Source organism: Glycomyces mayteni (assembly GCF_042428885.1).
In the GTDB taxonomy this organism is placed as follows: Bacteria; Actinomycetota; Actinomycetes; order Mycobacteriales; family Micromonosporaceae; genus Glycomyces; species Glycomyces mayteni.
Genome location: NZ_JBHMBP010000004.1, coordinates 1,252,645 through 1,264,802 on the forward strand (window position 1 = coordinate 1,252,645; position 12,158 = coordinate 1,264,802).

The 12,158-nt window shown below is 72.3% G+C and carries 12 protein-coding genes; 8 read left to right on the forward strand and 4 right to left on the reverse strand.

All coding sequences use genetic code 11. The annotated features are described in order from the left end of the window. Positions 1 to 56: 56 nt before the first annotated feature. The gene (locus ACFFXY_RS21100; protein ID WP_382355140.1) at positions 57 to 1,190 is read left to right on the forward strand and encodes an Mrp/NBP35 family ATP-binding protein; all 1,134 of its coding nucleotides are present in this window, start codon (positions 57 to 59) and stop codon (positions 1,188 to 1,190) included. Positions 1,191 to 1,301: 111 nt separating this feature from the next. Here the strand turns inward: ACFFXY_RS21100 and ACFFXY_RS21105 are convergent, their stop codons facing one another. Beyond that, positions 1,302 to 1,673, reverse strand: a complete 372-nt coding sequence (locus tag ACFFXY_RS21105) for a YbjQ family protein (protein ID WP_382355143.1) — start codon at positions 1,671 to 1,673, stop codon at positions 1,302 to 1,304. A gap of 114 nt (positions 1,674 to 1,787) precedes the next feature. Further along, the gene (locus tag ACFFXY_RS21110) at positions 1,788 to 2,717 is read right to left on the reverse strand and encodes a DapH/DapD/GlmU-related protein (RefSeq protein ID WP_382355146.1); all 930 of its coding nucleotides are present in this window, start codon (positions 2,715 to 2,717) and stop codon (positions 1,788 to 1,790) included. A gap of 39 nt (positions 2,718 to 2,756) precedes the next feature. Here ACFFXY_RS21110 and dapE point away from each other — a divergent pair, with 39 nt between their 5' ends. Together dapE and ACFFXY_RS21120 are read left to right on the forward strand one after the other, a co-directional pair. After that, positions 2,757 to 3,827 carry a succinyl-diaminopimelate desuccinylase gene (gene dapE / locus ACFFXY_RS21115; protein WP_382355149.1) on the forward strand — a complete coding sequence of 357 codons (1,071 nt, stop codon included), beginning with the start codon at positions 2,757 to 2,759 and terminating at the stop codon, positions 3,825 to 3,827. Beyond that, positions 3,824 to 4,522, forward strand: coding sequence for an LOG family protein (locus ACFFXY_RS21120; protein WP_382355152.1), 699 nt, complete (start codon positions 3,824 to 3,826; stop codon positions 4,520 to 4,522). The genes dapE and ACFFXY_RS21120 overlap by 4 nt, the downstream gene beginning before the upstream one ends. Before the next feature lie 13 nt (positions 4,523 to 4,535). On the opposite strand, the gene ACFFXY_RS21125 is transcribed toward ACFFXY_RS21120, so the two are convergent. Both ACFFXY_RS21125 and folP read right to left on the reverse strand, forming a co-directional pair. After that, complete coding sequence (locus ACFFXY_RS21125; protein ID WP_382355155.1) at positions 4,536 to 5,309, reverse strand: class I SAM-dependent methyltransferase; 774 nt, start codon at positions 5,307 to 5,309, stop codon at positions 4,536 to 4,538. A 141-nt stretch (positions 5,310 to 5,450) separates the two neighbouring features. After that, positions 5,451 to 6,317, reverse strand: coding sequence for a dihydropteroate synthase (gene folP, locus ACFFXY_RS21130; protein ID WP_382355158.1), 867 nt, complete (start codon positions 6,315 to 6,317; stop codon positions 5,451 to 5,453). Between the two features lie 48 nt (positions 6,318 to 6,365). Between folP and ACFFXY_RS21135 the strand changes: the two genes are divergently transcribed. From ACFFXY_RS21135 to ACFFXY_RS21155, 5 genes are all read left to right on the forward strand, one after another. Further along, positions 6,366 to 7,631 carry a M18 family aminopeptidase gene (locus ACFFXY_RS21135; protein WP_382355161.1) on the forward strand — a complete coding sequence of 422 codons (1,266 nt, stop codon included), beginning with the start codon at positions 6,366 to 6,368 and terminating at the stop codon, positions 7,629 to 7,631. 146 nt (positions 7,632 to 7,777) lie between these two features. Further along, positions 7,778 to 10,309 carry an FtsK/SpoIIIE domain-containing protein gene (locus ACFFXY_RS21140; RefSeq protein WP_382355164.1) on the forward strand — a complete coding sequence of 844 codons (2,532 nt, stop codon included), beginning with the start codon at positions 7,778 to 7,780 and terminating at the stop codon, positions 10,307 to 10,309. A 127-nt stretch (positions 10,310 to 10,436) separates the two neighbouring features. Beyond that, the gene (locus ACFFXY_RS21145; protein WP_382355167.1) at positions 10,437 to 11,084 is read left to right on the forward strand and encodes a hypothetical protein; all 648 of its coding nucleotides are present in this window, start codon (positions 10,437 to 10,439) and stop codon (positions 11,082 to 11,084) included. Positions 11,085 to 11,101: 17 nt separating this feature from the next. Beyond that, a complete protein-coding gene (locus tag ACFFXY_RS21150; RefSeq protein ID WP_382355170.1) occupies positions 11,102 to 11,623 on the forward strand; it encodes a DivIVA domain-containing protein in 522 nt (173 codons plus the stop codon). A 12-nt stretch (positions 11,624 to 11,635) separates the two neighbouring features. Further along, positions 11,636 to 12,133 carry a hypothetical protein gene (locus ACFFXY_RS21155; protein WP_382355173.1) on the forward strand — a complete coding sequence of 166 codons (498 nt, stop codon included), beginning with the start codon at positions 11,636 to 11,638 and terminating at the stop codon, positions 12,131 to 12,133. Positions 12,134 to 12,158: the final 25 nt, after the last annotated feature.

Sequence of the window (12,158 nt, forward strand, 5' to 3'; positions counted from 1 at the left end):
GGTCGGTAAGGCTACGCTCACATTGGCGCCGACGGGCACGTGGTTACGATTGGGTCATGTCTGACAACGCCGCCGTCGTCGAGGCCGTACACGAAGCGCTCTCGCACGTCAACGACCCCGAGATCCGCCGTCCGATCACCGAGCTGGGGATGGTCGACACCGTCGCGGTCGAAGGCGGGCGCCTGTCCCTGACCATCCTCCTCACCGTCGCGGGCTGCCCCATGCGCGACACGCTCCAGCGCGACATCGCCGCCGCCGTCGACGGCGTGGAGGGCGTCACCGAGCTCGAACTCGAATTCGGGGTCATGAGCGAGCAGCAGCGCGCCGACCTCCAGGTGAAGCTCCGCGGCAAGGCCGGGGCCGAGCCGGTCATCCCGTTCAACCTGCCCGAGTCGCGCACGCGCGTGTTCGCCATCGCCTCCGGCAAGGGCGGCGTCGGCAAGTCGTCGATGACCGTGAACCTCGCGGCCGCGCTCGCGGCCAAGGGCCTGTCGGTCGGCGTCGCCGACGCGGACATCTACGGGCACTCGATCCCGCGGATGCTCGGCGTCGAGGGCGCGCCCACGCAGGTCGAGGACATGATCATGCCCCCGCAGGCGCACGGCATGAAGGTCATCTCGATCGGCATGTTCACGCCCGGGAACACCGCGGTCGTGTGGCGCGGCCCGATGCTGCACCGCGCGCTCCAGCAGTTCCTCGCCGACGTCTACTGGGGCGACCTCGACGTGCTCCTGCTCGACCTGCCGCCCGGGACCGGCGACATCGCGATCTCGGTGGCGCAGCTCCTGCCGACCGCCGAACTCGTGGTCGTGACCACCCCGCAGCAGGCAGCCGCGGAGGTCGCCGAGCGCGCGGGCGCGATCGTGACGCAGACGCACCAGAAGCTCGCGGGCGTGGTCGAGAACATGTCGTGGATGGAGCTGCCCGACGGCTCCCACATCGAGCCGTTCGGCTCCGGCGGCGGCAAGACCGTCGCCGAGGCGCTCACCCGCGACGTCGGCACCGACGTGCCGCTGCTCGGCCAGATCCCGCTGGACCCGAAGCTCCGCGAGGGCGGCGACGCGGGAATCCCGCTCGTGCTCTCCGACCCCGACTGCGAGGCGTCCCGCGCCATCCGCGCGATCGCCGACCAGCTCGCGGTCCGCAAGGTCTCGCTCGCGGGCAAGCCGCTGGGCCTGAGCCCGGTCTAGACCTCAAGGTCCCCGGAGACGGGGCGGCGGCGCCGGTCCTCGCGGATCGGCGCCGCCGCTTTTCTTCTCCCGGTTTCCTTAATAAAGTCCAGTCCTAGGAAAGTCTCGGTGTCAGGAGCGCTTGCGGACGGTGACGGCCGTGCCGTAGGCGCAGACCTCGGTGCCCATGTCGCGGGCGTCCGAGACGTCGAAGCGCATCATCACGACGCCGTTGGCGCCCAGGGTCTTCGCCTGGTCGACCATGCGGGTGAGGGCCTCCTCGCGGGAGGCGGCGAGGGCCTTGGAGAGGCCCTTGAGCTCGCCGCCGAGGATCGACTTGAAGCCCGAGCCGATGTCGGAGAACATGTTGCGCGAGCGGACGGTGAGCCCGAAGACCTCGCCGTGGGTCTCCAGGACCTCGTAGCCCGGGACGTTCTCCGTGGTGGTGACGACGAAACCTGAGGCGGTGGGATTCGCGCCGCCGAATTCTCCGACATAGTCCATGCGGATAAAGCTATGCGAAATAGCAGGCCCGCGCGTCGGTCCGAAGAACGAAAACGCCCCTCATGCTCTGGCATGAGGGGCGGTACCCAGGTACTACGCGCCGAGGCGCGGACGCTACTGCGCGCTGTGCAGGGCGGCGTTGAGCTCGCCCCACGTGCCCGTGCGCGGGCGCACTTCGAGGACGCCGGTCTGCGTGTTCGTCCAGAACTGGAGGTTGTCCTTGCCCGAGAGGGTCGCGGCCTTGACCACGGTCCCGTCCGGGAGGGTGACCTTGGAGCCGGCGGTCACGTAGCAGCCCGCGGCCACGACGCAGTTGTCGCCCAGCGAGATCCCGATGCCGGCGTTCGCGCCGAGGAGGCAGCGCTCGCCGATCGAGATGACCTCCTTGCCGCCGCCCGAGAGCGTCCCCATGATCGAGGAGCCGCCGCCGATGTCGGAGCCGTCGCCGACGACCACGCCCGCGGAGATGCGGCCCTCGACCATCGAGTTGCCGAGCGTCCCGGCGTTGAAGTTCACGAAGCCCTCGTGCATGACCGTGGTGCCCTCGGCGAGGTGCGCGCCCAGGCGCACCCGCGAGGCGTCGGCGATGCGCACGCCGACCGGGGTCACGTAGTCGGCCATCGGCGGGAACTTGTCGAGGGACTTCACTTCGAGCGTCCCTCCCTCGCCGCGCAGTTTCAGGCGCGCGGCGTTCACCGAGTCGGCGGGGACGGGCCCGTGGTTCGTCCACGCGTTGTTCGGCAGGAGCCCGAAGATCCCGTCGAGGCTGACCGTGTGCGGGGTGACGAAGCGGTGCGAGAGGAGGTGGAGGCGCAGGTACACGTCGGCGGTGTCGACCGGCTCCTCGGCGAGGGACTTGACGAGTACCGACACGCCCTTCGAGCGCGTCCCCGTCGGGTTCTCCCGGTCCAGCTCCGGCGCCGCCACACCGGTCGGCGCCTCCCCGAGGCCGAGGCGGGTGAACCACACGTCGAGGACCGTGCCGTCGGCGGCGACCGTGGCCACGCCGACACCCCAGGCTGCGTCAGTCAGGAATTCACTCATCCTCAGAGCCTATCCACGCGCCGGGTATCGTCTGCGGATGTGACAGTTTTGAGTGAGGCAGTCCTCGCCGACCCCGTCGAGCTGACCCGGGCGCTGTGCGACATCCCGTCGGTCTCGCGGGACGAGGCCGCGATCTGCGATGCGGTGGAGGCGGCGCTCAAGCGCTTGGAGCACTTGACGGTCGAGCGGGTCGGGAACACGCTGGTGGCCCGCACCGAGCTGGGCCGGGGGCGGCGCGTCATGCTCGCCGGGCACCTCGACACGGTGCCGGTGAACGACAACTTCCCCACGCGCACCGAAGGGGACGTCATGTGGGGGCTGGGGACCTCGGACATGAAGTCGGGGACCGCGCTCGCGCTGTGGATCGCGGCGACGGTGAAGGAGCCGAGGTTCGACCTGAGCTTCGCGTTCTACGACTGCGAGGAGATCGAGGCGGTGCACAACGGCCTCAACAAGCTCTCGAAGTCCAGGCCCGAGCTGCTGGCCGCCGACTTCGCGATCCTCCTGGAGCCCACGTACGGCCTCGTCGAGGCCGGGTGCCAGGGGACCATGCGGGTGCGCGTGACGACCCGCGGGAAGCGGGCGCACTCGGCGCGGTCGTGGAAGGGCGAGAACGCGATCCACCGGCTGGGGCCGGTCCTGGAGCGGCTCGACGCCTATGAGGCGCGCGAGGTCGAGGTGGACGGGTGCGTGTACCGCGAGGGCCTGAACGCGGTGTTCATCGGCGGCGGGGTCGCCGGGAACGTCATCCCCGACGAGGGCTGGGTGGACGTGAACTTCCGCTTCGCGCCCGACCGGGACGAGGCCGCCGCCGAAGCCCATGTGCGCGAAGTGTTCTCGGGGTTCGACGTGGAGGTCTCGGACACGGCCCCGTCGTGCCGACCGGGCCTGGACCGGCCCGAGGCCGCCGAGTTCGTGGCCGCCGCGGGCGGCGAGTTCCGGGCCAAGCTCGGCTGGACCGACGTGGCGCGCTTCGCGACCCTCGGCATCCCCGCCGTGAACTTCGGGCCGGGCGACCCGAACCTCGCCCACAAGCAGGACGAACGCGTCGAGATCCCCCGCATCCGCTCCTGCGCGGACGCGCTGCGGGCCTATGTGGAGGCACCATGACTTCAGACTCCCGAATCACCGATGACCAGCGGCTCCTCGACCTCGAACACAGCGAGGAGTGGAAGCAGCGCGCCGCCTGGCGGGTCATGAAGTTCCAGGCCGAGTTCGTGGAGGGCTTCGACGTGCTCGAAGCGGCCGACCTCGGCGACGCCGTGTGCGTCTACGGCTCGGCGCGCACCCAGGTCGACTCCGAGGAGTACAAGCTCGGCGTGGACCTGGGCCGCAAGCTCGGCGAGGCCGGGTTCTCGGTCATCACCGGCGGCGGCCCCGGCGCGATGGAGGCCGCGAACCGCGGCGCCTACGACGCGGGCGTCAAGTCCGTGGGCCTGGGCATCGAGCTGCCGTTCGAGCAGGGCATCAACGAGTTCGTGGACATCGAGCTGGACTTCAAGTACTTCTTCGTCCGCAAGGTCATGTTCCTGAAGTACTCGTGCGGGTTCTGCGCCCTGCCGGGCGGCTTCGGGACCATGGACGAGCTGTTCGAGGCGCTCACCCTGGAGCAGACCGGCAAGGTCGGCAAGTTCCCGATCGCGCTCATCGGCACCGAGTACTGGGGCGGCCTGGTCGAGTGGCTGCGCGCCTCGATGCTCGGCGACGGCAAGATCAGCCCGAAGGACCTGGACCTGCTGCTGGTCACCGACGACCTCGACGAGGCCGTGGCCCACATGCAGCAGGCCCGCTCGGCGCAGGCGTAGGCCCGCCCGCGGGTCAGTCCCCGGCGCGCTCGTAGATGAAGAAGTCGGCGATCGAGCCGTCGGCGCCGAACTCGCTCCAGGGGCGCGGGTTGGCGATGCGCTCGCGCAGGCGCCACTCGGGGAAGCGCTCCTCGACGTCCTTGAGGACGGGGCGGATGCGCACGTGGGGGGCGAACTCGCCCGCCAGCGAGGGGTCGCTCGCGTCGCCGGTGAACAGGACGACGTTGCGGCGGGCGGCCCCGAAGACGTGCTTGAGGTGCAGGTCGTAGACCTTGTCCTCGATGAGGTGGTAGATCACGTCGAGCGACATCGCCATGTCGGCGGTGATGAACCCGGCCGGGTCGGCGAAGCTGTCGCCGTCGTAGAGCGCAAAGCTCTTCGTGGGGTCGTCGGCGTACCGCTCCATGGTGCGGCGCAGCTGCGTCGGCGACACGTCGAACCCGAGGTAGCGGGGGTACTCGGCGAGGGAGAGCTGCTCGCCGTCGCCGCAGCCGAACTCGATGACCGACTCGATGCCGTGCTCGGCGGTGAACTTGTTGAGGACCTCGGCCTTGAACTCGGCGTTGGTGCCGCGCGAGCCGCCGCCGGAGTTCCCGCCGTCGGCGTAGCGCTTCTCCCAGTAGGCGGCGGAACCGGGGAACTCCTTCTTGGCCTGCTTCGGTTCCGGCGCAGGGGCGCTGTCCGGGGCGGGCTCGGCCGCGGCCGCAGGGGCCTCGGCCCGGGCCTCGACCGGGGCTTCGGCCGGGGCCGTCTCCGCCGGGGTGCGCCGTCTGCGGGTGAACTTCATCGGTGGCCTCCGAGATCTCTGACTGGTGACCCCGGGCCCGCGGCGGGCCGCTCGGGGACGGGGTGAGCCGTCTCGAATGTAGACCCCCGCAGGGTGTTCACGGTCACCGGCATGCCGGTGACCGCGCGCCGCGAGGCCGGGTCACAGGCTCCGGAGCGGGGCCTTCGGGGGCCGGTCGCCCTTGATCGAGGCGACCATGTCGAGGACCTCCCGGGTCGCGGCCACGTCGTGGGCCCGGAAGACCCGCGCGCCGTTCCACGCGGAGATCGCGGTCGCCGCGAGCGTCCCGTTCAGGCGCCGGTCCACCGGCAGGTCCAGAGTCTCCCCGACGAAGTCCTTGCGGGACAAGGCGACCAGGACCGGCCAGCCGGTGTCGGCGAGCTCGTCGAGGCGGCGGGTCAGGTCGAGCGAGTGGTAGGTGGTCTTCCCGAAGTCGTGGGTCGGGTCGATGAGGATGCCGTCGGCCCGCACGCCCGCGGCCACGGCGGCCTCGGCGCGCTCGACCAGCTCGGCGCGGACCTCCTTGACGACGTCACCGTAGACGGCCTTCTCGGCGATCGTGCGCGGCGCGAGCCCCCCGGTGTGGGAGACGACGAACCCCGCGCCGGTGTCGGAGGCGACCTCGATCACCGTCGGGTCCCACCCGGCCCACGTGTCGTTGATGAGCTCGGCCCCGGCGGCGACCGCCTCGCGGGCGACCTCGCCGCGCCACGTGTCGACGGAGATGACGAGTTCGGGGTGGCGGTCGTGGACCGCGGCGATGAGCGGCACGACCCGCTCGATCTCCTCGGCGGCCGTGACCTCCGGCCCGATGTCCCCGGCCTTGACGCCGCCGATGTCGACGATGTCGGCCCCGCTCGCGACCGCGTTGTCCACGGCCGCGACGGCCGCGTCGAACGCGAAGGTCCGCCCGGCGTCGTAGAACGAGTCGGGCGTGCGGTTGACGATCGCCATCACCGCGTAATCGCCGCCATCGAACACCCGTCTGCCAAGTCTCAGAGCACGCATGGCTCTATGCTGACAGCCGCACCAGCCACCCGCCAGTGAAGGAGCATCATGCCCCGCTTCGACCGGTCGCACACCGACGACCTCGCCGCGTTCATCACCGCGAGCCCCACGGCGTACCACGCGTGCGCCGAGGCGGGCCGGAGGCTTGAGGCGGCCGGGTTCCAGCGGCTCCCCGAGACCCACGGGTGGCCGCTCGCCGAGAAGGGCGGCTATTACACGGTGCGCGACGGCTCGATCATCGCGTGGCGGATCGACGAGCCCGGGGTGGACTCGTTCCGGATCTTCGGCGCCCACACCGACACCCCGGCGTTCAAGGTCAAGCCGCGGCCCGACACCGGCGCGGCGGGCTGGAAGCAGGTCGCCGTGGAGGTCTACGGCGGTGTGCCGCACCAGACCTGGCTCGACCGGGACCTGGGCGTCGCGGGGCGCCTGGTCCTGCGCGACGGCGCCGAGGTGCTCGTGGACGTGGACCGGCCGCTGCTGCGCGTCCCGCGCCTGGCGATCCACCTCGACCGCGGCGCCAACGAGGGCCGCGCCCTCGACCCGCAGGGCCACCTCACCCCGATCTGGGGCCTGGGCGAGCCGCGCGAGGGCGAGTTCCTGGAGTTCATCGCGGCCGAGGCCGGGGTGGACGCCGACGACGTGCTGGGCCACGACCTGTTCACCGTCGCCCTCGACCGGCCCGCCTACCTGGGCAAGGACGAGGAGCTGTTCGCGGCTTGGCGGCTCGACAACCTCACCTCCGTCCACGCCGGGGTCGCCGCGCTCATCGCGGCCGAGCGGACCGGGACGAAGGTGCCGGTGCTCGCCGCGTTCAACTACGAGGAGATCGGGTCGATGACCTACTCCGGCGCGCAGAGCCCGTTCCTGGAGACCGTGCTCCGCCGCATCCTCGGCGCCGACGACCCCGAGCACTACGCGCAGACCATGGCCGCCTCCGGGATGATGTCCTCCGACACCGGCAACTCGATCCACCCGAACTACCCCGAGAAGCACGACCCCACGCATCGGCCCATCGCGGGCGGCGGCCCGATGATCAAGGTGAGCGCCAACCAGCGATACGCCAGCGGCGCAGAAGAAGAGGCGCTGTTCCGCCGCGCCGCCGAGCACGCCGGCATCCCGTGGCAGTACAACGTCAACCGCAACTCGATCCTCGGCGGCACCACGATCGGCCCGATCTCGGGCACGCAGCTCGGCATCCTCACTGTGGACGTCGGCCTGCCGATCCTCTCGATGCACTCGGCCCGCGAGCTGTGCGGGGCCGAGGACCCGGGGCGCCTGGCGGATCTGGCGCTCGGACTCTTCGAGCACTAGCGCCGCAGCTCAGAGGGCTTATTTTCAGACAAATGACCGAGAAGCTCCTGATGGGGGGATCGGCGCGAGGAACCGTTTGCTCCTCGTCACGCCCCGCGCTCCCCCGGTAAGGTGGTGTCGTTCACGGCACCCCCTTGGAGGCGGCATTGACTTGGCGGACCGAACTGGAGCGGGCCGCGGCGCGGCTGCGCGAAGCCGCCGGGGCCGCCGACCGGGCCGAGCGGCTGCTCGTCGAGGCGGCCTCGCAGCTCGCCGCCGACGACACCGAGCGCCGCAGAAGTGAACTGGCCCAAAGGCTCAACGCCGCCGCCGCGACGGCCGCGACCGGCTGGCTCGGCGACGACCTCGCGAAGACCGACCCCGATGCGCCCCTGTGGACCGAGCCGTCGCGCACCGAGGCCATGCGGATCGGCACGGCCGTGCTGGACGACGCCTCCGGGGCCGCCGAGGCCGCGTTCCCCGCGCTGACCGGCCTGCTCGGCAAGGGGCACCTCGTATGCGACGGGGACGCGGCCGACCCGCGCGTCGCCGGGATGCTCCAGTCGCTGCTCGTGCGGGTCACCGCCGCCCACCCCGACCTCGAACTGTCCCTCGTGGACGGCGTGACCCTCGGGCAGGTGTTCGCGCCCGCGACCGCGCTCGTGGACGCCGGGATCGCCGCCACCGTCGCCACCGACCACCTCGCGCTCGGGCGGGTCCTCACCGCCGCCGAGAAGCGGCTCACCGAGCTGCGCGACATCGCCGCGCGCGGCCAGTCGATCGCCGACCGGCCCTACCACCTCATCGTCATCGCCGGGCTCCCGCCGGAGGTCGGCAAGACCATGCGCGAGCGCCTCGCCGCACTCGCCCACGCCGGGCCCTCCGCCCGCTGCCACCTCGTGCTGTGCGGCTGGCGCGACCACCCGCACCGCGAGCGGCTCCCCGCGATCGAGCACGCGACCTACCTCGAATGCGGCGACGAGGTCCGGCTCGGGAGCCTCCCGCTGCCCGTCGTCCTCGACGCCGCGCCCCCGCCCCGCCTGGCGCGCAACGTGTTCGGGTCCCGGGCCCGCCAGCGCCGCGAAGCGGGCGAGCTGTCGGTGGCCGACCTGGTGCCCGCCGAGCTGTGGACCGAGTCGAGCCGGAACGGGCTGACGACGGTGATCGGGCGGGACCAGGCCGGGAGCAGCACCGGGGGCGACGTGGAGGTGTCGTTCGACGACGCGACGCCGCACTGGCTCATCGGCGGGCGCACCGGCGGCGGCAAGACGGTGTTCCTCCTCGACGTGCTGTACGGGCTCGCGACCCGGTACTCCCCCGAGGAGCTGGAGCTGTACCTCCTGGACTTCAAGGAGGGCGTGTCGTTCACGGAGTTCACGCCCTCGCCGCTGGACCCGTCGTGGATCCCGCACGTGCGGGCCGTGGGCGTGGAGTCCGACCGCGAGTACGGGGTGGCGGTGCTGGCGGCGCTGCGCGCGGAGCTGACGCGCCGCGCCGGGCTGATGAAGCGGGCGGGGGCGACGCGGCTGGCGCGGCTGCGGGAGCTGCGGCCGGAGGTGCGGCTGCCGCGGATCGTGGCGGTCGTGGACGAGTTCCACGTGCTCTTCGCGGGGAACGACCGGCTCGCGGGCGAGGCGGTGGCGCACCTGGAGGAGCTGGCGCGCAAGGGCCGCTCGTACGGGGTGCACCTGGTGCTGGCGTCGCAGACGATCTCGGGGATCGAGGCGCTGTACTCCAAGAAGGACTCGATCTTCGGGCAGTTCCCGCTGCGGGTGGCGCTGCCGGGGGCGAAGCACCTGCTGGACGAGGGGAACGACGCGGCGGTCGAGTCGATCGGGCAGGCGATCCTGAACGACGCGGGGGGTCTGAAGGGCCGCAACCGGACGTGCCGGTTCCCGGACGCGTCGAGCGCGGACGACCTGCTGGCGCAGTTGCGGCGGGACCTGTGGGAGCGGCGGGACTCGGACGAGGAGCCTGTGGTGTTCCGCGGGTTCGACGAGCAGCATCTGGAGGCCGATCCGCGGTTCGCGGCGCTGGCGCCGACGCACGCGCCGCGGGCGCTGGTGGGGCGGGCGGTGGACGTGCACATGTCGACGGTGGGCTACCAGTTCGACCGGAGTCCGGGGCGGCACCTGGCGGTGCTGGGGACCTCGGCGGTGGCGGCGGACGTGCTGACGTCGGCGGCGCTGTCGGTGGCGCGGCAGCACGAGCCGGGGAGCGTGGAGTTCCAGGTCGCGGCGACGGCCGCGGGCGCGGAGGACATCGCGCGGGACCTGGTGGAGGCGTTGAAGGACGCCGGGCACGAGTGCCGGGAGCTGGAGCCGGGGACGATCCTGACGGCGCCCCGCGGGAAGCCGGTGTACCTGGTGTGGTTCGGGGCCGACGGCGCGGACGGGAAGCCGGGGACGCTGCGGGATCTGCTGCTGCACGGTCCGGCGACGGGCGCGCACGTCATCGGCTGGTGGCGGGGGGCGCGGCGGTTCCTCGACGACATCGGGGGGACGGCCGGGCGCGAGCACGTGGCGGGGGTCGTGGCGCTGAACATCGCGGCGAACGACCTGGCGGCGATCACCGGCGGGTACGAGCGGACCTGGGACGCGCGCGCGAACCGGTGCCTGGTGATCGACCGGCACGCGGGCACGGAGACGCTGGCGGTCCCGTTCGTGCGGCCGGGACGCCTGGACGAGGCGGTGGCCTGATGGGCAGCGGTCTGGTGAGCGGTGACGTAGTGGACGGTGTCGTGGTGGGCGGCGGCCTGATGGAGGGCGGCCCGGTGCGCGGTGTCGCGACCGGAGGCCCGATGAGCGTGCGGGGGGACCGATGAGTTTGAGCGCCTATGAGGACCTGGTGCACGAGCTGGCGCGGCTCGACGCCGATTCGGCGGCGAGCAGCGCGCAGGCGACGCGGCGGCTGGAGCGGCGGCGGCTGGCGCTCGCGGCGGTGCGCACGGAGCTGGACGAGCGGACCTCGGAGGTGGTGGACCTGAGCGTGCGGCTGCGCCAGTCCACGCCGGACCTGATGCCCTCGAACGCGGTCCAGGAGGCCGAGACGGCGGTGGACGACCCGGACGCGGCGCTGGCGCACGCGGAGACCGCGCTGCGGGAGGCCGGGCTGTCGCTGCGGGCGACCGTGCGCGCGGCGCAGCGGCCGACGCTGCTGCCGGACGTGCACCACGTGCTGCGGGAGCTCCTCGTGTACGGCGCGTGCATGGTCGCGTGCCTGCTCGGGCAGTTGGTGTACCTGGCGGCGAGCGGCGGGGGCGGCGAGGCGGCGTGGTGGGTGATGTTCCTGCCTCCGGTGATGGCCGCGCTGGTGGGGTATCTGCTGGTGGGGGCCGCGAACCGGCCGCGGCTGCCGCTGACGGACCGGAGCGGGAAGCCGGTGAAGGCGGTCGTCCCCCACAACCCGCGTCTGGGAGTGACCCTCGCGGTCTGCACAATGGCGCTGTTCGCCTATTTCGCGTTCTTCGCTTAGCGCCCTTGGAGGCTCTCGTGGGTTTCGTGCTCCCGGTCATCGTCGCCGTCGTCGGCGTGTGGATCGCGTTCTCGATCGTCGTGTGGGCCACCGGCCGCGACACGATGCTGGACCTCGCGCCCGCGGGCGCGCCGCCGGGGCTCGGGGACGAGGAGCCGGTGAGCGAGGCGTCGGTGGGGGCCCTGCGGTTCGACACGGGGGCGCGCGGCTACCGGACCGACCAGGTCGACGCGGCGCTGTACCGCCTGGCGTGGGAGATCGGCCGCCGCGACGAGCAGCTGGCCGAGCTGCGGGCCGAGCTCGACGGGGACGCCGGGACGGAGCCGCTCGCGACCGGGTCCGCCGCGACCGGGTCCGTCGAGGACGGGCCCGCCGAGCCGGAGACGCAGGCGGAGGCGTTCGACGCCGAGCCGTTCGGGGAGCCGCTCGAAGAGGACACGTTCCGGCTCGCGAAGGAGTCCGGCGCGGACGGCGAGGAGTCCGAACGTGAGGCAGGGCGCGGGGATGAAGGGGACGCGGCGGCGCGCGGCGAGTCGTGATGGGATGAGCCCATGCGTTATTGGCTGCTGGTGTTGCACGAGGACGAGTACGCGGAGCAACAGGCGTACGAGGTCGAGTCGGTCGAGCCGGAGGGCGCCCGCCCCGAGGGGGCCGCGGACGGCGACGAGGTCGCCCTGGCCGGTCCCGAGGGCGTGTTCGCGCTCGGCGAGCTGGTCGGGCCCGCGGTCGTCTACCGGCGGCGCCTGGAGGACCCGGAGAAGACCGAGGAGAGCACCGCGGCCGCCGAGGGCTGGACCCGGCTCATGCCGGACGCGTGGGAGGACCTGGTCCGCAGCCTGCCGACGCCGGAGCGGCGCAGCGACTGGCTCGTGACGCTGTCGATGCCGATCGAGGCGGTCGACAAGGCCGAGGCGGTGCGGCTGTTCTGGTCGTACATCCGGTCGCTGGGGCCGAAGGAGCTGCCGACGTTCGTGTCGCCGTACGGGCGCGAGATCGAGGGGACCGCGTTCCTCCTGGGGGCCGAGCACGAGCAGGATCCGGAGGAGTAGCCCGCGACGGGGACGGAACGTCACG

Bases quoted from the DNA above. Each gene is read 5' to 3' on its own strand.
- ACFFXY_RS21105 (WP_382355143.1), bottom strand. From the start codon at position 1,673: ATGGACTATGTCGGAGAATTCGGCGGCGCGAATCCCACCGCCTCAGGT.
- ACFFXY_RS21155 (WP_382355173.1), top strand. From the start codon at position 11,636: ATGCGTTATTGGCTGCTGGTGTTGCACGAGGACGAGTACGCGGAGCAA.
- ACFFXY_RS21110 (WP_382355146.1), bottom strand. From the start codon at position 2,717: ATGAGTGAATTCCTGACTGACGCAGCCTGGGGTGTCGGCGTGGCCACG.
- ACFFXY_RS21120 (WP_382355152.1), top strand. From the start codon at position 3,824: ATGACTTCAGACTCCCGAATCACCGATGACCAGCGGCTCCTCGACCTC.
- folP (WP_382355158.1), bottom strand. From the start codon at position 6,317: ATGCGTGCTCTGAGACTTGGCAGACGGGTGTTCGATGGCGGCGATTAC.
- ACFFXY_RS21125 (WP_382355155.1), bottom strand. From the start codon at position 5,309: ATGAAGTTCACCCGCAGACGGCGCACCCCGGCGGAGACGGCCCCGGCC.
- ACFFXY_RS21100 (WP_382355140.1), top strand. From the start codon at position 57: ATGTCTGACAACGCCGCCGTCGTCGAGGCCGTACACGAAGCGCTCTCG.
- ACFFXY_RS21135 (WP_382355161.1), top strand. From the start codon at position 6,366: ATGCCCCGCTTCGACCGGTCGCACACCGACGACCTCGCCGCGTTCATC.